At 53.2% G+C, this 24,197-nt stretch carries 17 protein-coding genes; 5 read left to right on the top strand and 12 right to left on the bottom strand.

Going from position 1 to position 24,197, the window contains the following annotated elements; genetic code table 11:
• The first annotated feature begins 7 nt into the window (after positions 1 to 7).
• Both VGM48_RS22880 and VGM48_RS22875 read left to right on the top strand, forming a co-directional pair.
• Positions 8 to 388: a hypothetical protein gene (locus tag VGM48_RS22880; protein WP_331582896.1), complete on the top strand. Its 381-nt coding sequence runs from the start codon at positions 8 to 10 to the stop codon at positions 386 to 388.
• Positions 336 to 3,800, top strand: a complete 3,465-nt coding sequence (locus VGM48_RS22875; protein WP_331582894.1) for a sialidase family protein — start codon at positions 336 to 338, stop codon at positions 3,798 to 3,800. Before VGM48_RS22880 ends, VGM48_RS22875 begins: the two co-directional genes overlap by 53 nt.
• Here the strand turns inward: VGM48_RS22875 and VGM48_RS22870 are convergent.
• Positions 3,772 to 4,665, bottom strand: coding sequence for an AraC family transcriptional regulator (locus VGM48_RS22870; protein ID WP_331582892.1), 894 nt, complete (start codon positions 4,663 to 4,665; stop codon positions 3,772 to 3,774). The genes VGM48_RS22875 and VGM48_RS22870 overlap by 29 nt on opposite strands.
• A 158-nt stretch (positions 4,666 to 4,823) precedes the next feature.
• On the opposite strand from VGM48_RS22870, the gene VGM48_RS22865 reads away from it, so the two are divergent.
• Positions 4,824 to 5,639: a class I SAM-dependent methyltransferase gene (locus VGM48_RS22865; protein WP_331582890.1), complete on the top strand. Its 816-nt coding sequence runs from the start codon at positions 4,824 to 4,826 to the stop codon at positions 5,637 to 5,639.
• A gap of 9 nt (positions 5,640 to 5,648) precedes the next feature.
• On the opposite strand, the gene VGM48_RS22860 is transcribed toward VGM48_RS22865, so the two are convergent.
• Positions 5,649 to 6,065 (bottom strand): cupin domain-containing protein, encoded by a 417-nt coding sequence (locus tag VGM48_RS22860; RefSeq protein WP_331582888.1) that lies wholly within the window; start codon positions 6,063 to 6,065, stop codon positions 5,649 to 5,651.
• A gap of 56 nt (positions 6,066 to 6,121) precedes the next feature.
• Positions 6,122 to 7,462, bottom strand: coding sequence for an epoxide hydrolase family protein (locus VGM48_RS22855; RefSeq protein WP_331582886.1), 1,341 nt, complete (start codon positions 7,460 to 7,462; stop codon positions 6,122 to 6,124).
• 173 nt (positions 7,463 to 7,635) lie between these two features.
• Here VGM48_RS22855 and VGM48_RS22850 point away from each other — a divergent pair, with 173 nt between their 5' ends.
• Together VGM48_RS22850 and VGM48_RS22845 are read left to right on the top strand one after the other, a co-directional pair.
• Positions 7,636 to 10,008: an ABC transporter permease gene (locus VGM48_RS22850; protein ID WP_331582884.1), complete on the top strand. Its 2,373-nt coding sequence runs from the start codon at positions 7,636 to 7,638 to the stop codon at positions 10,006 to 10,008.
• Between the two features lie 111 nt (positions 10,009 to 10,119).
• Entirely contained in the window at positions 10,120 to 11,433 is a 1,314-nt protein-coding gene (locus tag VGM48_RS22845; RefSeq protein WP_331582882.1) for an IPT/TIG domain-containing protein, read from the top strand.
• 20 nt (positions 11,434 to 11,453) lie between these two features.
• Here VGM48_RS22845 and ppsA read toward each other — a convergent pair whose 3' ends face one another.
• From ppsA to VGM48_RS22800, 9 genes are all read right to left on the bottom strand, one after another.
• Entirely contained in the window at positions 11,454 to 14,057 is a 2,604-nt protein-coding gene (ppsA, locus tag VGM48_RS22840; protein WP_331582880.1) for a phosphoenolpyruvate synthase, read from the bottom strand.
• A gap of 154 nt (positions 14,058 to 14,211) precedes the next feature.
• Positions 14,212 to 14,700, bottom strand: coding sequence for a YdeI/OmpD-associated family protein (locus VGM48_RS22835; protein WP_331582878.1), 489 nt, complete (start codon positions 14,698 to 14,700; stop codon positions 14,212 to 14,214).
• An 18-nt stretch (positions 14,701 to 14,718) separates the two neighbouring features.
• On the bottom strand, positions 14,719 to 14,982 hold the full coding sequence (locus VGM48_RS22830; protein ID WP_331582876.1) for a hypothetical protein: 264 nt from the start codon (positions 14,980 to 14,982) through the stop codon (positions 14,719 to 14,721).
• 150 nt (positions 14,983 to 15,132) lie between these two features.
• On the bottom strand, positions 15,133 to 15,855 hold the full coding sequence (locus VGM48_RS22825) for a class I SAM-dependent methyltransferase (protein ID WP_331582874.1): 723 nt from the start codon (positions 15,853 to 15,855) through the stop codon (positions 15,133 to 15,135).
• Between the two features lie 33 nt (positions 15,856 to 15,888).
• A complete protein-coding gene (locus VGM48_RS22820) occupies positions 15,889 to 18,291 on the bottom strand; it encodes an ABC transporter permease (protein ID WP_331582872.1) in 2,403 nt (800 codons plus the stop codon).
• A 181-nt stretch (positions 18,292 to 18,472) separates the two neighbouring features.
• Entirely contained in the window at positions 18,473 to 19,039 is a 567-nt protein-coding gene (locus VGM48_RS22815) for a dihydrofolate reductase family protein (RefSeq protein ID WP_331582870.1), read from the bottom strand.
• Between the two features lie 87 nt (positions 19,040 to 19,126).
• Complete coding sequence (locus tag VGM48_RS22810) at positions 19,127 to 20,734, bottom strand: hypothetical protein (RefSeq protein ID WP_331582868.1); 1,608 nt, start codon at positions 20,732 to 20,734, stop codon at positions 19,127 to 19,129.
• Positions 20,735 to 20,739: 5 nt separating this feature from the next.
• Positions 20,740 to 21,891 carry a vitamin K epoxide reductase family protein gene (locus tag VGM48_RS22805; RefSeq protein ID WP_331582865.1) on the bottom strand — a complete coding sequence of 384 codons (1,152 nt, stop codon included), beginning with the start codon at positions 21,889 to 21,891 and terminating at the stop codon, positions 20,740 to 20,742.
• Positions 21,892 to 21,975: 84 nt separating this feature from the next.
• Complete coding sequence (locus VGM48_RS22800) at positions 21,976 to 23,421, bottom strand: hypothetical protein (protein ID WP_331582862.1); 1,446 nt, start codon at positions 23,419 to 23,421, stop codon at positions 21,976 to 21,978.
• Between the last annotated feature and the right edge of the window lie 776 nt (positions 23,422 to 24,197).

Below are 24,197 nucleotides of genomic sequence, written 5' to 3'. Positions count from 1 at the left end.
TCGTCGCATGGAAGTATTTGTCGATGGAGGATTATTCGAGCTGCTGATTGCCCTCACGGTCGCAACCCTGATAAATGCCATTTATCTGCGGAGATCTCTGTTGATAGCCTATTCGATCCTTTCAGGCGCCGCATCGGTAGCCCTGTTCTTTCTCCCCAAAGGAGACGTCTTCTATGTATTGCTTGGCGTCAATGTATTGAACACCCTTCTGCTCATCGTGTTGCTGTGGAAGCGAAGGGCCGAGCATCCCGGTGCGCCCTTGTTTGAATTGGAACACTGGAAGAAGAAGATGTCGTTCAGGAAAAAGCGAACAAAGGAACCAAATGTTTCATCATATGTCAAACATCCAGGTTACCAGGAACAGCAGCACGAACAACGCCCACAGTGAATGTGCCATCGTTATCAATCCCAACAACCCGCTCCAGATCGTCACGGCCTCCAAGCGATTCAATAATATCCATACCTACGATTTTACGCTGGCAGCCGAATTTTCTGCCGACGGTGGCCACACCTGGCAGAATTCAGCGCCCTATGCATTGCCGGCCGGTGCCACGGTGATGACTGACCCGACGGTTGCGTGGGACGATATCGGCAACGTCTATACCCTGGGTCTCGTGGGAAAGAACCCGCCGAAATTCGACACGATCGGAATGGTCGTTTATAAATCTACGGACGGTGGTCAGACCTGGGGCGCCCCCAATCTCATCCATACCAGCGTCAACGATGACAAGCAATGGATGGTGGGGGATACCAATCCCGCCAGCCCCTTTCATGGAAGAATATATGCAGTCTGGGACGATCTTTCGACCATGCGCTTTGCCCGGTCCCTCGATCATGGCGCCACCTGGATCGGTGACGGCGGAAATACCGTCAGTGCAACCAGTCTTACGGGGGATTCTTACCTGCCGGAGATCAACGTGTCGGCTAATGGCGATATATACATCGCATGGCTGGCAGGAAGCATGATCAAGATGCTGAAATCGACGGATGGCGGAAATAGTTTTCAGTTGACGCCGGTTGCCCCTGCAACCGGTATTACGACGTTCGGTTCGGGATTGCCTAGTGCGGGTGGTTGGTCGGTATTTCCGGGTGCGAATTTCCGGGTAGTAACCTGTCCCACTGCCTGCGTCTCCGGTCAGACGGTAGTGGTTGCCTGGGATGATTACCGGGGAGGGGCATCCCGCATCTATTATGCCCGATCGGTGGATGGCGGCACTTCCTGGACGACGGGCGCCTCCGGTCAACCGCTGCTGACAGGTTCCATTCCGGCGAACATGCAGCATTTTTTTCCGCAATTCGCCGCCGACCCAAGTGGCGTGTTCGGCTGTGCGTTTTACGAATTCGGGCCGAAGCCGTCAACCCTGCTCATCGATGTGCTCATGGCGCAATCCTTCGACGGCGGCGCGACATTCAATTCCTATACCGTAACCGATCAGCCCTGGGATCCTGCCGTCGACGCACCCTGGGCGCATCATACCGACGGCACCATCGATTCCAGTGTTACGTTTATCGGGGACTATTTTGGCATCGATGCCAGCGTCCGCGGCTTCTACCCCTTATGGACGGATACCAGGACGGGGGTGCAGGAGTTGTTTACCGACATCGTGCCGGAGAAGAAAGTGACCATCGTGATCAACCGTAGTACGCTCGGGGAAGATGAGATCAGGGCGAGAAGGACACAGCCGAGAAACAGTCTGAACGGCCTGCCGGTCCCCGATGCCTTTCGCGTCGTCCTCGACGGGTTTACGGCAAATGAGATAGGCATTCACAACAGCTCGGCAAACCTTGCCGCTTCCCCCCAGGCCCTCCCGGCCACGGGACTGACTTTGCTGGCGGCGGGAAATCAATCGACTACCGGGAGTTATGGCGCCGAGGCGCAGCGGTTTACCTTTTTCTTCAATCTCGATTTTCCGAACGACAGCGCTTTTTCTTTTGCCCCGGAGACGGAGCTGGTAACCATCGCGATCACCGCGTTTAGTCAGCTTGCCGCGGCGCAGCTGGAGTTGATCAAACAACCCAACCCCTTTATCTTCCACGGGGATCCCTATTGGCTGAGTGTGGACCTTCGCTTCCTGGTCGTCCGGGAGGGGCAATCCAGTTTTGGAGCCGCCGCCTTGACCGGCGCTTCTGACGCCCCCCGCTTTATCCAGGAGGTGATGCAGCGGATAACGCCGGCGGAATTCGAGTCTCTGCCGAAAGAAGAAGAACAGTCGAAATTATTTCTCCAGCCCACCGACGACGACGGCAATGCCGTTTTCAATTTCGCGCTGGCCAAGGTGCATTATATCGGCCTGCTCGGCGCCGTAAACGTCCGCGTATTCTTTCGGATGTTCCAGGCGCAAACGACATCGGCCGCCTTCGACCTGTCGACGACGTATCGGCGGTGGCCGAACAACCCGGCGGGACAGCCCATTGCGCTGCCGGGTATCGGGGGCACTGAATTTGTGACGATCCCCTTTTTCGCCGAAAAACGGATCGACTCAACGATGATGGCGCTGACCCAGCAAACCGATGCTGCCAATGTCAAACCCATCACGTCAATAGGCGGTCCGGAGGTAGATACCTTTTTTGGATGTTGGCTGGACATCAACCAACCTTTTAAGAATGTTTTCTTCCCCAACCCGGTCTTGCCGGCGAGAGTTCCCGCCTCGCTGATAAACGGGCCGTTCACGGATCCTTCCAATCCCGCACTCACCATCCAGGAGTCGATGCTCCGCAACCTGCATCAATGCCTGATCGCCGAGATCGCCTTCGATCCCGTGAGCATCCCGGCGGGTAAAGACCCTTCCAACTGGGATAAACTTGCCCAACGCAACATCGCGTGGTCCGATGTGGGCTCGGCAATGGGTGTAACGACTTTTGTCATCCGGCCTACGGCGATGACGTTGCCCGCGGGCGCCCAGGCCGACGAGCTGATGATCGACTGGGGACAACTGCCGGCAGGCTGCGTGGCATCCATATTCCTGCCCGGCGCCCCCGCCGACACCATCCTGCAACTGGCATCCCGGATGTACACCTGGTCGCGATTCAAAAAAGTGGACGATTATACGCTTCAATGTGAACCCGTCGGGATCACCTGGCTGCCGGTCCCCCAAGGCACGGAAATTCACTTTCCGGGGATGCTGACGATCGGGATGCCGGAAGGATTGCCGCATAACAAAACATACAACGTCGTCGTGAGGCAGGTGACGCATGCGAACGGGAAGGGGAGGATTCCCGTGCAAAGCGGGCCCGGAGGCAGGAAAGCAGCCGCGTCGACGGGGTCCGGCGCCTTCCAATGGCGGAAAGTATCAGGCGCCTTCCAATTGACCATCCCGGTGCGCAACAAGGCGACGCTCCGGATACGGGAAGAACGGAACCTGTCCGTACTCAAATGGATCGGAGAGGCTGTTCCCGTGCTCAGCCGCTGGTATCCCGTCTTTCAGCGTTACCTGAAAGTGATCGGTGATAGAGTAACCTCTTTCGGTGGCAACCCTGCCCATATCCTTCCCGATCCCACCGGTAACAGCCAGGGCAAACTCCCCGGCGGACACCACAAACCTCCGCATCACGGCGGTGACAAGGATCTTTATGAATTTACCGGGAAGGTCGTGAGGCTGTTGTATGACTTCTTCGGCGACTTCGATGGATTTTATCTGGAGAACCGGGAAGGCGAGCACAAATTTCACCGGCGGGAACGGGATGTCGAGCAGCTGATCCTGCGGTGCTGGCGGGAAAGGCTGAGGCTGACCGTCACCGTGGACAAGGAAAACCCCCATCGGCCCCTGTCTTTCATCGTGCATCAACCCCCTGACTGTTGATCCTTTTCATCTCCGTCGGCCCCTTGCCAAACCTCGCTTTAAAAGCCCGGCTGAAATGCGCGGGACTCTGAAAGCCGCTTTCAAAAGCCGCTTCATTCACCGTCTTGTTCTGATTGTTCAACAGGTGCAGGGAATGGTGCAACCTTTTCTCGAGCAACCATTTCCCGGGCGTACTCTGGAAAAGCTTTCCAAAATCCCTTTTAAACGCCGAAAGACTCCGGTTGCTCAACTGAGCATAGGTTTCTAATTTCAGGTTAAAGCAAAAATTGTCCGCCATCACCCTTTTCAGCAACACGGTCTGCGGCTCGTGGGACAGCGAGGAGAAATAAGCCAGCAGGTCCTTATTGGCGGTATTGTCCGCGATGTTCAGGATCAATTCCTTGAATTTGATCTCCAGCAGGGATGGATCGGGGTCCCTGGTCTCTGTATAATAGGAGGACATCGAAAGAAAAAAACCCTTCAGGGTTTCGCTTGCCTCGATCAGCATCACCGGTTCGAAATTCTGCTCATAGCTTACCAGCGGTTTTGTCCGGGCCTGCAGGGTCTCGCAGATGAAATCATCGGGAATAAAGAACAACATCACGCAAAATCCGGTATCCAGAATCTGTTCCAGGATAAATCCGCCTTTTCGTACGAACACGCAACTATCCTTTTGAATATCATAAGACCCGCCTGCCGTGTGCCAGATCTTCCGGCCGTCGATCACATAAAAAAGATAGTTGTGTTCCGTCCACAGACCCGCAAACCGGCTTTTCATCAAACGGGCCTCCATGGGACAATTGAAGGCAGTGATCAGCGACTTGCCGCAATTGAATTGCCGGTAATATTGAGGATGCTGTAATACCCGTTCGAGAAAATTGTCCATAGACACTAAATTTATGAAAATTCCCGATCCCATCCTCCGGCCGGATCCCCCACCCGCGACTTCCGGCCCTTTAAGTCATACAATTGGACCCCTGAGTCAACTCCACCCCTTCGCAAACCGCTAACATTGCATTTCAAATTATAAAAACACCAAGCAGAATGAATCCTAACAAAGCACTATGGGAGAAAGGCGACTTTACGAAGATCGCCGAAAGCATGCGGGCCAGCGGTTCCGCGTTTGTCGCTCAACTGGGTATTACCAAAGGTCTGAGGATGTTGGACCTGGCTTGCGGCGATGGGAACACCGCCATCCCCGAAGCAAGACTGGGCGCCGAGGTATTAGGCGTGGACATCGCGGGCAATCTCGTCGAGGCGGCCCAGGCCAGGGCAAAGAAGGAAGGTCTTTCCAACTGTACCTTTCAGTTGGGTGATGCGACCGACCTGAGTGAGATCAGTGATCAGCGTTTTGATCTCGTCGTGACCGTCTTTGGGGCGATGTTCGCGCCAAAGCCATTCGACGTTGCCCGGGAATTAGTCCGGGTCACCCGTCCGGGGGGAAGGATCGTAATGGGCAACTGGATACCGGGCGATCCCACCCTTGTGGCCCAGATCCTGAAGATCAGCGCCGCCTATACTCCGCCGCCGCCCGAAGGTTTTGTCAGCCCCATGTTATGGGGAGTGGAAAGCAATGTGGTCGAACGCTTTACAAGTGCCGGCGTGGCAAAGGACGACATCGCATTTTTTACAGACAGCTTTACCTTCGCGATCTCCTGTACCCCGGCCGAATTCGTCGACCTGTTTCGTAAATACTATGGACCCACGATGAATGCCTTTGATGCCGCCGAAAAAATTGGAAAGGCGGATCAGCTGCAGCGGGAACTGGAAGACCTGTTCAGTCGCCAAAATCAAAGCGGCAATGCGAACACCACGTCCATCCCCGCCAACTTCCTGAGGGTGACCGTGACGAGGAGGTAAAGTTGTCGCTCATTTAACCGGTTCGACAAGCGGTTTACCTTTTTCGACGATATAGGTCGCAAGTTCACTTGCCTCGTCGCGCCCGACATTCTTCGCCGAATGGATCGCGCCCGCCGGGACAAACAAAACGTCCCCGGTCTTTAGTGTTACGGGTGGTTTGCCTTCCACCTGGTACTCGATGGATCCCCTGAGGACATAAATGATCTCTTCACCCGGATGCCGGTGCCTTGGGGCCACCACACCCGGGCCGAAGTCGACGCGCACCTGGATGGCTTCCCATCCGGGTGCGCTAAGATCATGCCGTTGCAGGTCGACGCGTTTGAGGCCTGGCTGCTGCGCCTGCACGCCATTTGGTATCGCCGCGAGGCCAAGGCCGATAACACCGGTAAAGAGCAAACTCGCAAGGATATTTTTATGTTTTTTCATCCTTCAAAAGTAAGGTAAGGATCGCGAGCGCCGGCCATTATCCGTTTAGGGAATCGTTACCGCAGCGACTTGAACGACGCACGCATCTCTTCCGTAAAATATTCCGGCTGTTCCCAGGCCGCGAAGTGACCACCTTTGGGAAGCCGGTTGTAATGGATGAGTTTGGGATAGGCCCGCTCCGTCCAGCTCTTTGGCGCGGCATAGATCTCATCCGGGAATACGCTGACGGCCACCGGGATGACTATATGCTTCGGAGCGAAAAACGGCAATTTGCTTTCCCAATATAGGCGGGCAGAAGAGACGGCCGTATTCGTCAGCCAGTAGAGTGTGATATTGTCAAGGATATCATCGCGGGTAAGCCCCTCGGTCTGGCCGTCAAAGACGCGGGCGATAAGCGCCTGACTGGCTGCATCGTGATCGAGCATCCAGCTCGCCAGGCCTATCGGGGAGTCTTCCAGTCCATAGAGCGTCTGCGGGCGACCCGCCATTTCCTGCGCGTAACCAAGGCCATGTTTGTAGAAGAATTCGAGCTGATCATAAGCCCCTTGCTCTTCGGCGGAGAGCCCGGATGGCGCTTTGCCGGTTTGGAGTGCCGTTGCAATGTCGTCCGGTACCGTGGCAGGCATGTTCGTATGGATCCCGATCAGTTCGGGCGGCGCCAGCAGGGCCATCTGTTCCGTGACGGCATTCCCCCAATCCCCGCCCTGCGCCACATAGCGCGTGTATCCGAGGCGTTTCATCAGCACGATCCAGGCACGGGCGATGCGGACAGGATCCCAGCCGGTCGTCGTCGGCTTCCCCGAAAAACCATGGCCCGGCAGCGAAGGGATCACGACGTCAAAGGCATCCGCCGCGCCTCCGCCATGTGCCGTCGGATTGGTCAGCGGGTCGATGATCTTCAGTTGTTCGATGATCGATCCGGGCCATCCATGGGTGATGATCATCGGCAACGCATTTGGATTCTTCGAGCGGACATGGATGAAATGGATGTCCACTCCGTCGATGGTCGTTACGAACTGAGGCAACGCTTTCAACTTTGCCTCGCATTTGTACCAATCGTAATCGGTCTGCCAATACTTCGCGAGTTCACGCATCGTCTTGAGCTGTACGCCCTGCGTGGCGTCGGTCACCGTTTCCTGCCCGGGCCATTTCGTGGCAGCGACACGCCGGCGAAGGTCGGCAATCGCCTCTTTGGGAAAATGGATCGGAAACGAACGGACCGACGTGTCTTCCGACAAAGTGATGGGTCGTCGTTTTGTTGCCTGGGTCATGTTGGCCTCCTTTTGTTTTATGATCGGTTTTGTGATGGGCTCGTTAAAAGCCATAACTGCGATGATAATTACTGATGCCGACACGGCAGTCATTGCGCCGGCAAGGGTGTTTTTATTCGGTTTCATGTCCGGGGTGATCCCAATTTCGAACCGATTCTTATCCGGCTGATTGCGAGGACGATAGATAATGCAACGAGGTGCCGAATGCGATATTTCGTCTTTCGACAAGGTGAAAACGACGATATTTCGTAAAATTGCCTGGGGGACACTCTCTTAGTGGTAATGAAAAAAACCAAGACATGCTCAAAAACTACTTTCAAACCGCCTGGCGCAATATTATCAGAAGCAAAGGCTACAGCGCCCTTAATATCCTGGGATTGGCAATTGGAATGGCCGTTACGTTGTTGATCGGCCTATGGGTTTATAACGAATATTCCTATGACCGGTTTCTCCCGGAATATCAGCAGGTCTACCAGGTGAAGAGCAATTACAACATGGACGGGAATCCGGATACCGAGAACAGCACCCCCACTAAACTCGCGGAAGTCCTGCGTACCGAGTTTCCCGGGATTGAATATGTTTCCGAAACGGATTGGTTTGGCGATCATGGCCTGAAGGTGGCGGATAAAAAATTATTTATCGATGGCGGCCAGGTGCAGAGCGACTTTCTGAAGATATTTCAATTTGCCTTGTTGGCGGGGAACGCCAATACGGTCCTGAAGGATCCCTACTCCATCGTCCTGACGGAATCGACCGCCAGGGCACTCTTTGGCAATGAGGACCCGCTCAGCAAGACCGTTCGCTTCGATAATAAGAACGACCTGAAGGTCACGGGTATTCTGAAAGACCTGCCTGCCAATTCTTCTTTCCAGGTTCACTATTTGGTACCCTTCAGCTATTACGAACAAATCACACCCTGGGTAAAACACATGCGGTCCTTGCCTTTTGGCAGCGGAAATGCTTTTCAGCAGTTCGTGAAACTGAAACCCGGGGTATCCTGGGCGCAGATCGCTCCTAAAATAAAAGACATTGAAAAACGGGAGAATGACCCCAATGCCAGGACGACGGAAGTGATCCTGCAACCGATGAAGAACTGGCACCTTTATACGGAGTACAGGAGTGGCAGGGAGGCCGGCGGCTTTATTGAATATGTCCGGCTATTCGGCATCATCGGGCTTTTTGTTCTGGCGATCGCCTGTATCAATTTTGTCAATCTTACTACGGCCCGTTCGGAAAAACGGGCGCGTGAGGTGGGTATCCGTAAGGCCATAGGTTCAGAGCGGAAGGATCTGGTCGTGCAATTCCTGACGGAATCGTTTGTGTTGGTGTTCCTGTCTTTTTTGCTTTCCATTGCATTGGTGCAATTGGCATTGCCGGCTTTCAATATTCTTACGAAGAACCAGATCCACATTCCCTATTCCAACGGTCTGTTCTGGCTTCTGATGGCCGGTTTCCTTTGCGTCACCGCCCTTGCGGCCGGCAGCCGCCCAGCATTTTATCTGTCTTCTTTCCAACCTGTCAAAGTCTTAAAAGGGGCCCTGCATGTCGGCAAGGTGGCGACGCTCCCCCGAAAAGTCCTGGTGGTGCTGCAGTTCAGCTGCTCCATCGCCCTGATCATTAGTACGATGATCGTTTATCAGCAGATACAGCATGCGAAGAGCCGGCCGACGGGTTACGACCTGAACCGGGTGATGGGGACGGCGATGAGCGAAGACCTGGTTCACAACTTCGATGCGCTGAAAAATGAGCTGATCGGAAAAGGAATTGCCCAATCGGTTACGATGGCCTCGGCGCCGGCAACGGGCATTAACTTACACGACGACATCAGTAACTGGCCCGGTAAAAAGGCCGGCCAACGGATGACCCTCGGGGTTGTTTGGGTCAGGAAGGATTATTTCAAGACCCTGGGAATGCAAATGGCGCAGGGCGTGGATTTCGACGGGATTGCGGATAAGACTACGGTGATCCTCAATGAAGCGGCCGTAAAACGGCTTCAATTAAAACAACCGCTGAAACAAAACCTCACCTACGACACTACCCGGACGATCATCGGGGTGGTAAAGGATGCATTGATGATATCTCCTTTTGAGCCCGCCGATCCCACCCTTTTCGTATATGACTACGAGCCGGCTCCGGGAGTTATGATGTACCGGTTATCTCCTCAGATCAGCACCCAGGAGGCGATTGCGAAGCTTGGCCCCATTTTCAATAAATACAACCCTTCCGTCCCCTTCGCGTATTTCTTTGAGGATGCCAGCTACGCGGCAAAATTCAACATGGAAATGCTGGTAGGGAACCTGTCGGCGGTCTTTGCCGGCCTGGCCATTTTGATTTCCTGTCTCGGGCTGTTTGGCCTTGCCGCATATATGGCCGAGCAGCGCAACAAGGAGATCGGGATTCGCAAAGTGCTTGGCGCCTCCGTATCGCAGATCTGGCTCTTGCTGACCAGGGATTTTATTTTCCTGGTCTTTATAAGTTGCCTGATCGCCAGTCCGATCGCTTTATACTTTTTGCAGGGTTGGCTGCAGAAATATGACTACCGGATCAGTATCGGTCCCGGGGTATTTGTAGCCGCGGGTACTGCGGCCATCGTTATCACACTTGCCACCATCAGTTTTCAGGCGATAAAGGCCGCAATCGCCAACCCGGCGGAGACCTTGAAGGCGGAGTGAGGGTGCGAGCCGCCGATAATCAGCCAAAAGCCGCCGTTCCTTAGAAATCGGGGCTCCAGGATAACGAAAAGCATTTCTTTGTTGTCAGGAGGGATACAATAAAACTGAGTTATGAAATTTATCTTTTCTCTCTTGATCCTGACCACAGGCATTGCGGCTTTATCCTCCTGCAAAAAAGATCATCCGCCGGCCCCGGTCGAGCCTCCCGGGCCGCTGCAGGTCACTTCTTTCGCGCCGGTGCGCGCGGCGAAGGATTCGGTCATTACCATCCTCGGGAAGAATTTCAGTACGACCCCTGCGGGGAATATCGTCACCATCAATAATGTGCCGGCGACAGTCCTCTCCGCGAAAGGGGACATCCTCACCGTGAAAGTACCGTTGCATGCCGGCATCGGGGTCGTACAGGTTCAGGTGGGAAGCCAGGTGGCCGGCGCTCCGACTATTTTTCAATATCTCTATACGGTTACCACTCTTGCCGGGGATGGAAATTTCGGGTTTAAGGAAGGGCCCGGAAACGCTGCGGAATTTAACTCCCCCAATGGCGCAGGGGTCGATGGCGCCGGCAATATCTATGTGGCGGACGTTCTCAACCACCGGATAAGAAAGGTCACATCCGATGGCCAGGTAAGCACCTGGGCGGGTGATGGCACAAAAGTGTTCAAAGAAGGGAAGGGGACTGCCGCCTCATTCTATAATCCTTATGGCGTAGCGGTAACTTCCGCCGGCGTTGTTTATGTGGCCGATGCCAATAACTACAGGGTCCGGAAGATCACGGCTGCCGGGGATGTCAGCACCCTCGCGGGCGACGGTACGCCGGGATTTAAAGAAGGCGCCGGTAATGTGGCCCAGTTCAAGAATTTGGAAGGCGTGGCAGTCGATGCCGCCGAAAATGTTTATGTGGCCGATACCTATAATAGCAGTATCCGCAAGATCACTCCTGCGGGAGAGGTAAGTACGCTGGCGGGGAACGGCACCTACGGCTTTCAGGAAGGGACCGGGAGTGCCGCCAGGTTTAGCTTTCCGAGAGGTCTGGCAGTCGACGGCGCGGGATATGTGTTCGTAGCGGATGGGGATAATAACCGGATTCGGCGGATCACTCCCGCGGGAGAGGTGGTAACCCTCGCAGGAGATGGAACGGCAGGGTTTCAGGATGGGAGCGGCCCCATAGCCAAATTCAACCACCCGTCCGGCGTGGCTGCGGATGGGCATGGAAATATCTATGTGGCGGATCTGATCAACCAACGGATCCGGCAGATCAGTCCGACCGGGGTCGTCTTTACCATTGCAGGAGATGGCGTTCAAGGCTTTAAAGAAGGCGTTGGCACCAACGCAGAGTTTAACTATCCCTCCGGGATCGCACTGGACGGCGCCGGCAATATCTATGTCGTGGATGCAGGGAATCACCGTATCCGGAAACTGGAATAGGGCTGATCGAACAGGCCGCTCTATAGGATCTCGACATAGCCCTCTGTTCCATTTACGCGAATTCGTTGCCCGTCTTTTATCAATTGGGTAGCATTTTCCACTCCGACAACCGCCGGTAAGCCATATTCCCGGGCGATAACTGCCCCGTGGGTCATCAGCCCGCCCACTTCGGTGACCAGGCCTTTTACGGAAACAAACAACGGTGTCCAGCTGGGGTCGGTAAAGGTGGTGACCAATATATCACCGGCTTCCAGATCGACTTCTTCCATATTTAAAATCACCCGTGCCCGGCCCTCGACAACTCCCGAAGAAACAGCCAGACCCGCAATCGCTCCGGCCGGGAGATGTTCCCGGTTATACGCGCCTGCACCGATCTCGCCATCAGAGGTGATAACGCGGGGCGGAGTTAATTTCTCATACGATCGATGCTCGGCTTTTCGCCTGTTGAGCGTCGAATAGTCCGGTTTATTCGTGCGGACGAGCTCACGAAATTCTTCAAATGTGAGGTAGTAGACATCTTCTTTTTCATGAATAACGTTGGCCTGGACGAGTTTTTCGGCTTCTTTCAACAGCGCAAGTCTATAAACAAAGAAGCGGCTCATCATTCCATATTTTGGGTATTCCCGATAGCCGATGTAATTCCGGACCAGGCTGATCATGCGTTTTGTCTCCCGGGCTTTTTGCTCCCCGTCCGGCAATGGCGCCAGACGATCCAGGATCTCCTGCTCTTTTTTCAATGCCTCCTGCAGCCCTTGCTCAAATTTCCGGCTGCCGGCGCCGGCCTCAAAATTTTTTATATTGCCGAGAAGAATGGGGATCAGTATAGCCGGTTTTTCGCTCCAACGGGCCTTGGTAATATCGATCTCGCCGGCGCATCGTATTCCGTATTTGTTGAGAAAATCATCAATGGCTTCCCTGGCTGCATTGCCGCCGTCAAACAAATGCAGATGGTCCAGGAAATTATCCTTTTTTACCTGTTGAAGATATTCGACCACTTCGGGATAGGGCCGGATCACGTCAGCGACATCCAATAATGCCAGCCCCATTTCCGAAGTGATATTGTTGGGTACGGATTGAGAGAGCGTGTCTGCCGCATTTTTTTCACCCAGCCATTCGTTCATTTTTTCATTGATCCATGCCGAAGCATTTATGGCGGCCATGAATACCGCCGAACTTTTCGGGTCGAATAAGATCTTCTTTAGTTGCTGGAAATCCTGCAGAATAAAATCAAGCAGCGCAGTCCCTGAGTGGGTTTGGATATTTTGTTTTAACTCTTCTACCGATGCCTGACTGTTCCTCATCAAATTGGCAACGATATCCGGATCGTTTTCGATTGGCGTTGGCGGACCCGGAGGCGGCATAGGGTTACCGGGGCTTTGTTGATCTTTATCCTCCGGCAACAAGTTAAGATCGCCCCGCTTGATTATGCTCATCAGCGCATCTTTTATGAGCGGATCATGTTGGCCCATGCCAATTAATAAGTTTTCCCTGCTGACCGATGAAGCCAGTTGCTGCGTGATATCGACAAACAACCTTCCGCCGGCTTTATACATGGGGCGTGCCGCTGTCAGCTGCCGGATGGACAACCCCAGTGGTTTTACGGCGTCGGTCATCATTTGTTGATGACCGACAGAAAGATAGACGCGAATTCCGGGATCGTTTGCTTCCGGGATAGGGTATAAGGTAGTAATGGGCCGGCTCTGGACAATATAAAAAATATCCTCAACCAGGCACCATTCGATGTCCTGGGGGCGGCCGAAATGTTCTTCGAGCTTTCTGCCGAGGCGATCAAGCGATAAGATCTGCTCATCCGTCAGCGCCTGGCTGTTCTGTCGTCCGGGCTCGATCGCCTGTTCTTCGGTTCCGCCGGCTTTCAGGGCATAGATAGCCAGTTTCTTGACGGATATCTTTTTTTCGATGATCTTGCCGTCCCGCACTTTATAGACGTCGGGGTTCACCCGGCCGGAGACCATGGCCTCACCCAATCCGAAGCCGGCATCGATGGATAACAGTTTTCTGTTTGACGTGATGGGATCGGCAGTGAACAGGATTCCCGCCGTCTGCGGGAAGACCATTTGCTGAACCACCACAGCCAGGTGGACTTTGCGGTGGTCGAAGCCGTTTTGGAGGCGGTAGATGATGGCCCTCCCGGTATAAAGGGACGCCCAGCACTTGCGGATATGCTTTAGGATGGCTTCCTTTCCGATAATGTTCAGATAGGTATCCTGCTGGCCGGCGAACGAGGCCGTCGGCAGATCCTCTGCGGTGGCGCTGGATCGTACCGCGTAGGCATTTTCTTCACCCCCGTTGACGAGGCGGCGGGTGATCTCATCGCTAATGTCCTGGGGGATGGCAATCCCTTCGATGGTGCTGCGGAGCTTACTGCTGAGTTCGACTATTTTTTCCCGGTCCTCCGCCTTTAGACGGGAAAGCTGGTCCAGTAACTCGTTGATCGATGGCGATTCCCCAATGACCCTGTTAAAGGCTCCGGTGGAAATACAAAAACCGTCCGGTACGCAGATCCCCGAGATCCTGAAGAGTTCGCCCAGGTTTGCCGCCTTACCCCCGGCAACTTCGAGTTTTGTCTTGTCAAGGTCCTGAAGACCAAACACAACTGTTTCCATGGTGTGAATCGTTTTGCCAAAAATATTTGGATGATCTTACTCAGGATCATTTTATCAACTATATTTTTTGAGCAAAACAATCGGGGTGGCAGTTGTGTTGTTAAAGCAAAAGGGCTTCTATTCACTGCGCAGGCCGGGAATGCTCTGGCCCATTCTAAGGGGTGTCGCGGCCCACGAACCGATTGCCCCCGGTCAGGAACCCAATCGCCCGGTCGATATTCCTGCTCACGCTCTCAGGTGTCTTCAAGGCCGAAATATACCGGACGATCTCTTTTTTCCGGGATGCAGGCAGGCCGTCAAAGATCTTTTTCGCTTCCTTATTTTCCCTAAGCGCTTTTTCAAAGGCGGGGTGAGGCTGCACCGTCCTGTCCTTTCGATCATGCTGGATCGTCACGGCAACGATCTCGCCTATCCGCCTGGGGGAATCCTTTAGCATCGTCGTATTGATGTAAAGTCTCCAGTGCCCGCGGTACCTTACCAAGGTCTGCCTGTAGGATCTTCGGTTGACGGAACCGCAAACCGGGATATGTCCCTTGTCTTTGCCCGATTGCCTGAATATTTCCATTAGGATCTCTTCAGGCACGAAGACGAAGGGGTTGATCCCGATGAGTTCGATCCTTGCCTTGAATTTCTGCACTTTCATGGGTCGAAATTACCCGTTTTAGCCTATCGGATGCAAACTTGTTGCCGTCACCGGGGCGACCATGATAACAGGATGGTTCTTTTGGCCGCACTGGAAAGGGTCATCACTGCCGGGATCGTACGGATCGTCGGGATCGTCGGGTTCAGGCGCCGGGTCCGGTTCGGGGTCATCATAGGGGTCAGGGTAATAGGTTTGGTCGGGATCCGGGCAGGGAACCGGCATGTCTTTGGAGCAGGAAGAAAGAGCAAGCAGAATGGCGGAGAGAATGATTAGCGTTTTCATCTGTTTAGTGTTTACTTTTCAGGAGAAAGGTGTCACTTTTAAGACGTACCGCGCTAAAAGAGGTTCAATGCATTAAAAGGAATTAATCGTTGTTAAATCGATTTTTAATAAGGATTAAACGGCCATTAAAAAAAACATACCCCCTTGTCCCTACTTGATCGCCCCAAATGCAGCGAAGGATGAGTTCTTATGCAGGATATCTATCTTACCGAATCCGACTTTCGCCAGCAAGGCAAGCTGATAATTCAAGGAACGGGGTGTATCCTCATAATGTACATAATCCAGCACTTTCTGCCGGTATTCTGGACCTCCCAGCGTCTCTAAATACCGGCTATAGCTGTCTTCGAATAGCCTTGTGATGGCGTCTGAGCTATGTGTGATCAGATCGGAGACCCAAAAGCTGCCGCCTGGCTTGAGTGCCGAATATATTTTCGTGAACATCAGTTCCCAGTCGTTGTCGTCACGTAAATGGTGCAAAGTGGCGGCGGCAAGAATGATGTCAAAATGATTGTCGGGCAGGTTCAGGTTCCGCATGTCGTCCTGGATGATGGTAACGTTGCCCTTTGTTTGCGACGACACCCTTTCCTTTGCCTTTTGCAGCATGGGCAGGCTCAGGTCATTCAGCACGCAGTTCAGATCTGGGATCTTACTCAACATCTTCAAGGTGTAATTGCCCGCCCCGCAGCCGACGTCCAGCAGTTGTGTTGCATGTGGGTTGGCATACCTTGCCGCTTCCGTGCATAACTCCATGGTTATCGGCGCGTCGATCGTCGTTTGCTGTCCTGTTTCGAGGTTGGAAAAGCGTTCGGTATCCTTGTCAAACCGTTCCCTGATCTGTTGGTTGGTTGCTTTTTTCGAGTAATCCGTGTTCATAGTTAAACTTTGATTTGGTAAAGCTACCTGGTTTTATTCGGTTCTCAGACTCTTTACCGGGTTATTCCGTGCCGCCCTGACCGTCAGAAAGCTCACGGTCGCCAGGGCGATCAGCAGCGCGGTTGCACCGGCCAGCACGAACACCCACCAACTGATAGGCACCCGGTATGCATACCCCTGGATCCACCGGTGGAGTGCCCACCAGGCCAGCGGCCAGGCGATCAAATTGGCGATCAGCACCGGTCTGATAAAATGTTTGGACAGCAGAAAAACGAGATCTTCGACAGAAGCGCCCAGGATCTTGCGGATCCCGATCTCCTTGGTTCGCTTCTCCGTGGAAAAGGAGGCGAGTCCGAATAGACCCAGACAGGAGATGACGATCGCCAGTCCGGCCATGATCGCTACCATTTGGGAGACCTGGGTATCGGTCTTGTATAGCTGCCTGAAATGATCGTCGAGGAACTGATATTCGAAGGGATACTCCGGTAAAACTTTCTTCCAGGTGGACTCGATAAGCGCGATGGCCTGCCGGGCCTGCCGGCCGTTTATTTTCACCGACAACGTGCTGAACGAACTTGCGCCCTGGTCAACCAGGAACAGGGGTTCGATCTTATAGTGCAGGGAATTGAAATTGAAGTCTTTGGAAATGCCGACGATGCGACAAAGGGTATCATCTCCCAGATGTTTACCGATGAGCCAGTCGAGCGGTGCTCCCGGTTGATCCTTGAGTAGTTCCCTGGCCAGCATTTCGTTGATTATAAATTCTTTCCTGAATGCGGATTTTTCCCGGGAAAAGTTCCGGCCCGCCGCCATTCGGATCTTATAAACGCTCAGATAATCGGGGTCCACGAATAAGCCGGTGGTGAAGAGTACCCGCATTGGTTTGTTACCTGGCCAGAATCCAAAACCCAGCGTTGTCAATGGACCACCCAACTGTTCCTGCGCCCCCGTCACTCCTGTCACCAGCGGACTGGCTGACAGTTCTTCTTTCATTAAAGCATATTTACCGGCGGTGATCCCATGTAGCGGTATGGTGACCAACTGGTCGCGGTCGAAGCCGGGGTCCTGGTTCTCCATATAATTCAGCTGGCGAAAGACGAGAATGGTCGCTATGATCAGGAAGGTGGCGCTGGCGAACTGGCCTACGACCAGGATATTCCTGAAACGGCTTTTGGTCTTGCCTGTATCACCGCCGCCTTTTAAGACTTTTACCGGCTGAAAGGCAGACAGATAAATGGCCGGATAGAGTCCTGATAGCACACCCAGCAATATCGTCCCGATAAGCAGGGCCACCTGCAGCTCGGGATGGAGGAAGAAAATGGGACTCAGGTCCCGCCCACTTAGTTTATCGATATAGGGCAGCGCCACGCTCACCAGCCCCAGGGCAATGGCCAGTGCGATCAGGGTTAGCAGCACTGACTCGCCGACGAACTGGATACTTAGCTGCGTGCGCAAAGCGCCGATCGTCTTGCGGATGCCTACCTCTTTGGCTCGTTCCGCCGACCGGGCGGTGGACAGGTTCATGAAATTAATACTGGCAATGAGCAGCACCAGCAGACCGAGCGCCATGAAAATATGCGTATACCGCTTGTCAAACTTTTGGAAATTGATGTCGTCATAGAGGATATCGGCGGCATTGGCATGGACATCCCTAAGCGAAAGCAGGAACAGGTCGTATTGGATGTCTTTGCCACCGATGTTATGTTTTTTCAGATAGGCAGGAAATTTCTTTTCCAGTGCGGCGACATCGGTATGGGGCGCGAGTTCCAGGTAGGTGTTCCCACTGCCATCTTCACGCGATCGATGTGCCCAGTCCGGCTTATAGGCGGTGTTAAATGATTGTAAGGCGTCGAATTGAAATTGGGAATTGGCAGGCACATCCTTCAGGATACCCGTAACCGTAAAAAGGAGGGTGTCTTCCCCATAATGCGAAACCGTCTTGCCTATCGGGTCCACGGTTCCGAACAATTTCCGGGCCGCTGATTCCGTCAGCACGATGCTATTTGGCTTTTGCAAGGCGGTTTGCCGGTCACCGCCCAGCAGCGGGAAATCGAACATCCGGAGAAAGGAGGTATCCACGAAGTAGGTATGTGGAAGGAACACTCTTTTCTCTCCGGATGTCATCTCGTATTGGTTATTCAGAGCCACGCGGCTGTAGTTCAGGACTTCGGGGAATTCGGCTTTCAGCGTCGGCCCCAGCCGGAACGACGTTACCGCCCCTTTCTGAGTGATCCCCGTGCTCGTAAACTTGTCCACTTCGTTTAGCCGGTAGAGGTTCCGGTGATGCATGCTATCGAAGCTATTCTCATAAAAAACGAACAGCAGGATCACGATGCACGCAGCCATCCCGGTGGCGAGTCCGATGATATTGATGGCAGAGTACAGCTTATGTCTGGTAAGGTTGCGCCAGGTGACGATGAAATAGTTCTTGAACATATGGCTGATCTTTTGAATTCGACGAAGTATTCTTTCCGTTTATAAGCGAAGAAAATGCCAGGATGCCTAGCCGCTAATAGTCAAATACTTGCGAAGTTTTCAAAAAATGCGATTGTTCGGATATGAACACCGGTTGGCCGATTGCACCAACAGCCGGCAGACCTGCCGCAGGTCTCTTGGGTCAGCGGATCGGCTGATATTCGAGGAGAAGAACCCCATTGTCGAACGCACGAGAGTGTTTGAGCCCGAATTTCTTCAATTCCCGGCTGTCATCGAAAAGCCTCAATCCACCGCCGATCGAAACAGGATATAGCAACAGCCGCAGTTCGTCGATAAGATCGTGGTGAAGCAGGGCCTTGGCGAGGGTCGCACTCCCATAGACGAGAATATTGCCACCTTCGGTCTTCTTCAGCGCGGCGACATCTTTGGCCACGTCACGAAGGATCTGACTGTTGTTCCACTCCGCCTTTTGCAGGCTCCGGGATACAACATATTTCGGCAGCTTGTTGATGGGGTCGGCAAACTCTTTGCCGGCCTGTCCGGGCCAGTACCCGGCAAACATTTCGTATGTGGATTTGCCCAGCAGCAAGGCATCCGCGCCTGCAAGCTCCTCAACCTTATACTTGCCGGTTTCCGGATCGTTGTATTTAAACTGCCAGCCGCCATGAGGATGAGGGGTTTCATTGCCGCCGGGCGCCTCGATAACCCCATCGAGGGTGATGAATTCGGTAACGATAATTTTTCGCATAAATTTGTTTTTGTAAAACTAGCGATCATCGTTTAATCAAACGGGGGGAGAAAAGGACAATAGACAGGGGCAAATGCGTCTGTCGGATCACCCCTCCGCGGCATTCATAAAATAAAAACACCGGTTCTTCTGCTCATTGGTCAGATTCAGCATCAGTACCATCTCCTCGACGATGGTGATATAAAAGAAGGCCGCCGCCGGATTTTCGATCTGTATAAAGTCCAGCACGGGATCCAGGAATGGCAGAGTGGAGGCATACCGGCTCCTGTCGGCCAACATCTGTTCCAGCGCTGCCAGAACCTCTGTTGGAACTGTTACATTAACATTCTCCTTGGGCACCTCTCGGGTCATAACAGTATCCCCTGCCTCAGCCATAACGGTACTCCGCATTCCCGCCATAGCAGCCAACACCAGCGACTTGTTCTTTTTGAATTCATCCTGCAGGATGCGGTATTTTTCTACCCGGTATTCCCGCACCGACTCATGCGAACTCAACAGCCTCAGATCGCTTCGCCTTATCAGCCAGCGTTGGGTCAGGTAAGTATTTGCCCGGACGAGATCGGCGCGGCTCATTTCAAGCTTTCTCATCAACCAGTAACATACCGTGATCACCCCCTTCCAGCGGAGTTCCCAGCACCGGTCTTCTTTCAAAAGGGCGGTATTCCATTCGCAAAACAGCGAGTTCAGTTTTTCTATCGCCTGGTCGAACGCTTCATTGACCCCTCGTTCCTTGGGAAAGATCGTCGAGATCTCCAACAGGTCGAGGCCTTCCCCCTCCAGGACAGTTTGCAGTTGGTCCACCAGGTCCATTGCCTGTCCCGGGTCCCCGGCATCGAAGAGGATACTGCAGTCATGCTGGTAAGTCGGCCAGTAATTACTTTGAGAGGCATAATGGTATCGGTAACGGTCACCCAGCGATGGATGCCGCCGGATAATGGGCAAAATAGATTCCGTAAATCGCTTAAGGGAATAGCCCGCAAAGGACAGGTCGGTGATCAGCCTGCCTACCGGCTTGACCGGCAGCCCCATCCTTCCCTGTGATTTGTTGTACTGCGCCAAAAACGCGGTAACCCCTTTCAGAGAGTCTTCCTGCACCGCGTTCCGGATGATGTTCATCAATTCATCCGTCAGCCGCCGGTCCTTGTCGTGCAGGATACGGACCCTGTGTTTCAAAGAAGGACGCCAGTGACGGATCCGCATCGTTTCGAGTGTAAGGATGGTGGCCACCAGCTCGCAAACAAAGAATAACCGTTCACGTTCCAGCAGTTCGCGGTTGAAAACCACGTTCAATCCCTCCAAATTGTCCATTAGCCGTGCATACTCCCGGTGCGTATTACTGCTGATCCGGTCGTAAACGCTCTGTACGAATTGCTTAATCTGTTTTACGATAGATCCGGTGTCGGCCAGGATAACTCCATCCACGACCAGTGTTAAGAAGGCTCCCCTTGTATCGCTGCTCAGGTTATAGACCGTGTTCTCTATATCGAACAGGGGAGCCAGCGTAAAATCGAATCGGTAGTCGCCATGCCGGATCTTTCGGTTGACCACCCCGCCATAATCGGGATGGAAGACCATTACATCGACATCGGACCCGACATAGATCTCGTTTCGGTTTACCTGGCTTCCGCCAAGGATAATACCCGTGTACCCGGGAAAATAAGATTCGGTGGTCTGGATCAGCTTCTCTCTTGTCATCGTTTTCAGTATTGTCCTATTTGCAAAGGCCGCTTCAGAAGCCGCGGTATCAATAATCGCAGATCGGCTACCGCATAAAGTTTGGGAAATTCCTGCCCGTTAAAGAATAAGGTCGGCGTATGGGTGATCTTGCTTTCTGCGAACCATTGCTGGTATTTGATCAACAACAGGCTGTGCCCCGGATCCAGCCCTGCCGGCAACGCACCTTCCGTCGAAAAACCGGCAAACCACCGCTCTAAGATCAGTGGCTGCTCCTCGGCGGGTGTAACGGAATATGCCTTCAGCAGATAGCGGACAGCCTGCGTCGTCTTATTTTCTTCGTCGGGGTAGACAAGGAATCGTATCGCAATACACACCGACTCGGGGAATTGGGCAAGGATTTGCAGGATATGGCTATAATCCCTTGCACAGGGTGGGCAAAAGGGGTTTAAGGCGACCGTCAATTGAATAGGGGCCTCTCTTTCACCCAATAGGAAATCATCTTCCCATAGCGCGGTATTGATCATTCGCTGAGGTTTGATCATGGCCTTGAAAACTCTGGAATTACCCTTGAAAAGGATGAGTTGCTTTTTTATAGCCGAGGTTTCCACCCCGATAAGGATCGCTTCTTTAAGGACAAACCAGACACTGGCGATCGCCACGCTAAAGACGAACATCAAAAGCGAAGCCAGCAGTCTTCCCTCGAAAATATTTTCCAGGAAATATCCTTCGGCGCCGCTCTTCCGCAGACCAAAGCCGGCGGCCAGCGCCAAGCCCTGTAACCAGACGATGGTTACGACGAGCAGACACATTTTACACCATGCCTTAATGATAAAAGCCTGGTAGAACAACGAAGCCAGGGTGAGCGCGAATGCGAACAGATAGGGTAAGGTCAGGATATTGATACTATCGGCGGCTTTGCCATTGATACTCTCTAAAAGGAGGAACAGCGACTGCGCGATAAAATACGCCAGCCCGACATCGCCCAGGTGAATATTTTTGGAGATTTTTCCCAGGCTGGATCCGAGGACGCGATCACAGTCGAACCTCCCACCCGTGCTGCACAACTTTTCGCCCAACGGGCTGTCCCGTTTCATCAGGTGCAAATGGATCAGCCGGCAGATGAAAATTCCAGCCAGCGAGAGAAGCAGCAGGGCTGCCAGGATCAGCAGGTCCATTCAGGATAATTTTAGGGTTGAACAAACACCAATGGACCGAACGCGAACGATCCATTGGTGTCGGAAAGGCATTGATACGCAGGTTTAGATAACGCAGCCGGCCGCAAAACGGCAGGTACCCAGGGCAACAGCAGCCGTTGAAAGGGCAATGCTATACGACGCAGCGGCACGATCCCGGCAGTCCGCAGCCGCCGCGGGCGCACCCGCTGCACAAGCCGGCAGTGCGACGGCGGTATAGTTCGCCGTAGCAGCAGCTACTGCTGCCCCAAAGGTGACCCAGCAAACATTGCATTTTGCAGTCGCTGCGGCCGTAGCAGTCGGATCGGCTGGCGCACAGGCCGATGCATCGGGGTTCAATGAACAAACACAACTCTGGTAGTCATCGGGTGTGCCGCCATTGATCATGGTAGCCGTACAGGGATCATCCGGATCACCGGCATCGGGGTCGCCATCCTCTTCACTCTCGCCGCCGCCGGGAGGGTCACTGCTGAGGTCACTGCTGAAATCACTGGTAGGACCCCCCTCACTACTTTCCGAACTGGAGTCGTCCACTTCTTTCGTATCGTCATCTCCTGCGCCCGCGAACCCGGATCTGACGGAGAAACGACCGACAGGCGGAAAAAGAATAAAAGGTTCCGGAAACGGCACTCCCCGTTGCTTGTCGTCGGGCGCCGAAGGGATACTTCTTTTATTCAACAACAACGCGGTATTGCCACCCGGAGCCGTTCCTGCCGGCGCCACCGGATCAATGCCGGGAACGATCTTCGGCAGGGACCGGCTTCCCCCGATCAACCTGCCGGCAACAGGTATACTTTTCATTAAAGCCGGAGCCTTTGCCATCGTCGACACTTCCCCTGTCGAAAAGGTCGGGACCCGTCCCGCCTTACCGGTAAGCAGCCCCGCCGCAGAGATACTTCCCCTGCCGGTCGAAACAGGCTCTAATGACGCTCTCACGGGAGAGAACGCAACACCCTCCGATTCGGTCTCGTCAATGGATCCCAGCGCGACGACCAGGCCGTTGTTAAAGTCGTCGTTATCCGTATACGTCCTGTCGTCGGATAATGAGACCTGGAGGAATCCATCTTCCGTAGCCTTACCGCTAACCGCGATACCACCACTCTTTTTCAATTGTTTGTTCGTTACCAGCACCACCTTCCGGCTCACGAGCACCTTGTCCATATTATAAAGACTATAGGTGATGTAGGTCCCGGGGTCTTTTTTCCGGCCGGCAATAGGGTCCGCCGTCAATGTCAGTGCGGCACCGACGGGAAGTAGCCAGCGGTTGCTTTCCTGGATAGTGGCGGGAGCCTTGACATTTGATCGGGAAAGAATCTTTTCGCTGCCATAGGCCATGGCGCCTACCCCGGCTACACGAAGGATATTTTTTAAAGTATTTCGACCGGGTGGTAAACTATAAGGCGATCGGATGGTGAAGTTTTGTCCCTGGCGGACCGGAATAAGGTGTTGCGGAGATTGAGCAGAGGCTTGTACAGCAAGAAACAGGAAGGGTAGTAAATAAAATTTACTCATAAAAAAAGGTTTAATGTTTAAATAGCAACCGGCGGATGACTAATTGCAAGGAAATGCAGGATGCATAAGGTAGGGAAGTGGAGGATGCATAAGGCAGGAATATACGGGATAATAGGGCCGGAGAAATAAATTGACCCTAGTGATTCCCGTGATTAAAAATAAATATTGCTGTATTCATTTTAATGCGACCGGCAGTTAAGCTCTTGTTAACGGGATAAGACCCTGTTAACAGCACTGCAGCCCGGCTGCAGCGCCAATGGCATCTGAGGCAAGTTTATCTGAAAGATCAAAAAAGGGCCTCGGGAGCAACTACATATTGGATAGCTTTAATGTAGGTAGACGCCAGCTTCTAATTTGCTTCCTCCTGTTGGGGGTATACACTATCGGTTTACGCAGGACCTTTCTCTTGATATTGGCCAAAAGTTCGGCGATGAAATAGCTAACATCAATTTAGTTTTGGCTAAGTATTAGGGCTCAACGGCTATCGTTCTCATGAATAGCCCTGCCTTAATTGGGAAGCCAATTGGTTGCAAATATGCATGCAACTTATCGGTTGCGCAAGTTTTTCTTAAAATTCGCGGAGCTGCTTCGAACCACTTTCTTAATTGATTCCTATATTAGGGGAATGGCCGATAGGATCAAAGAAAGAAATTATGAAACTACTTCTCACTGCCGCGGGTATTAGTAACACCAGCATCCGGAACGCTTTAATCGACCTTTTGGGCAAACCAATTGCCGAGGCGAGCGCCCTTTTCGTCCCCACTGCGATCTATGCC

Source organism: Puia sp. (assembly GCF_036500295.1).
GTDB lineage: Bacteria > Bacteroidota > Bacteroidia > Chitinophagales > Chitinophagaceae > Puia.
Note: the sequence above shows the minus strand (reverse complement) of the source record. Positions and strands in the feature narration are given on the sequence as shown.

What these genes read in the sequence shown, in the direction of transcription:
- VGM48_RS22880 (WP_331582896.1), top strand. Translation starts at nt 8, where the DNA reads ATGGAAGTATTTGTCGATGGAGGATTATTCGAGCTGCTGATTGCCCTC.
- VGM48_RS22875 (WP_331582894.1), top strand. Translation starts at nt 336, where the DNA reads ATGTCAAACATCCAGGTTACCAGGAACAGCAGCACGAACAACGCCCAC.
- VGM48_RS22870 (WP_331582892.1), bottom strand. Translation starts at nt 4,665, where the DNA reads ATGGACAATTTTCTCGAACGGGTATTACAGCATCCTCAATATTACCGG.
- VGM48_RS22865 (WP_331582890.1), top strand. Translation starts at nt 4,824, where the DNA reads ATGAATCCTAACAAAGCACTATGGGAGAAAGGCGACTTTACGAAGATC.
- VGM48_RS22860 (WP_331582888.1), bottom strand. Translation starts at nt 6,065, where the DNA reads ATGAAAAAACATAAAAATATCCTTGCGAGTTTGCTCTTTACCGGTGTT.
- VGM48_RS22855 (WP_331582886.1), bottom strand. Translation starts at nt 7,462, where the DNA reads ATGAAACCGAATAAAAACACCCTTGCCGGCGCAATGACTGCCGTGTCG.
- VGM48_RS22850 (WP_331582884.1), top strand. Translation starts at nt 7,636, where the DNA reads ATGCTCAAAAACTACTTTCAAACCGCCTGGCGCAATATTATCAGAAGC.
- VGM48_RS22845 (WP_331582882.1), top strand. Translation starts at nt 10,120, where the DNA reads ATGAAATTTATCTTTTCTCTCTTGATCCTGACCACAGGCATTGCGGCT.
- ppsA (WP_331582880.1), bottom strand. Translation starts at nt 14,057, where the DNA reads ATGGAAACAGTTGTGTTTGGTCTTCAGGACCTTGACAAGACAAAACTC.
- VGM48_RS22835 (WP_331582878.1), bottom strand. Translation starts at nt 14,700, where the DNA reads ATGAAAGTGCAGAAATTCAAGGCAAGGATCGAACTCATCGGGATCAAC.
- VGM48_RS22830 (WP_331582876.1), bottom strand. Translation starts at nt 14,982, where the DNA reads ATGAAAACGCTAATCATTCTCTCCGCCATTCTGCTTGCTCTTTCTTCC.
- VGM48_RS22825 (WP_331582874.1), bottom strand. Translation starts at nt 15,855, where the DNA reads ATGAACACGGATTACTCGAAAAAAGCAACCAACCAACAGATCAGGGAA.
- VGM48_RS22820 (WP_331582872.1), bottom strand. Translation starts at nt 18,291, where the DNA reads ATGTTCAAGAACTATTTCATCGTCACCTGGCGCAACCTTACCAGACAT.
- VGM48_RS22815 (WP_331582870.1), bottom strand. Translation starts at nt 19,039, where the DNA reads ATGCGAAAAATTATCGTTACCGAATTCATCACCCTCGATGGGGTTATC.
- VGM48_RS22810 (WP_331582868.1), bottom strand. Translation starts at nt 20,734, where the DNA reads ATGACAAGAGAGAAGCTGATCCAGACCACCGAATCTTATTTTCCCGGG.
- VGM48_RS22805 (WP_331582865.1), bottom strand. Translation starts at nt 21,891, where the DNA reads ATGGACCTGCTGATCCTGGCAGCCCTGCTGCTTCTCTCGCTGGCTGGA.
- VGM48_RS22800 (WP_331582862.1), bottom strand. Translation starts at nt 23,421, where the DNA reads ATGAGTAAATTTTATTTACTACCCTTCCTGTTTCTTGCTGTACAAGCC.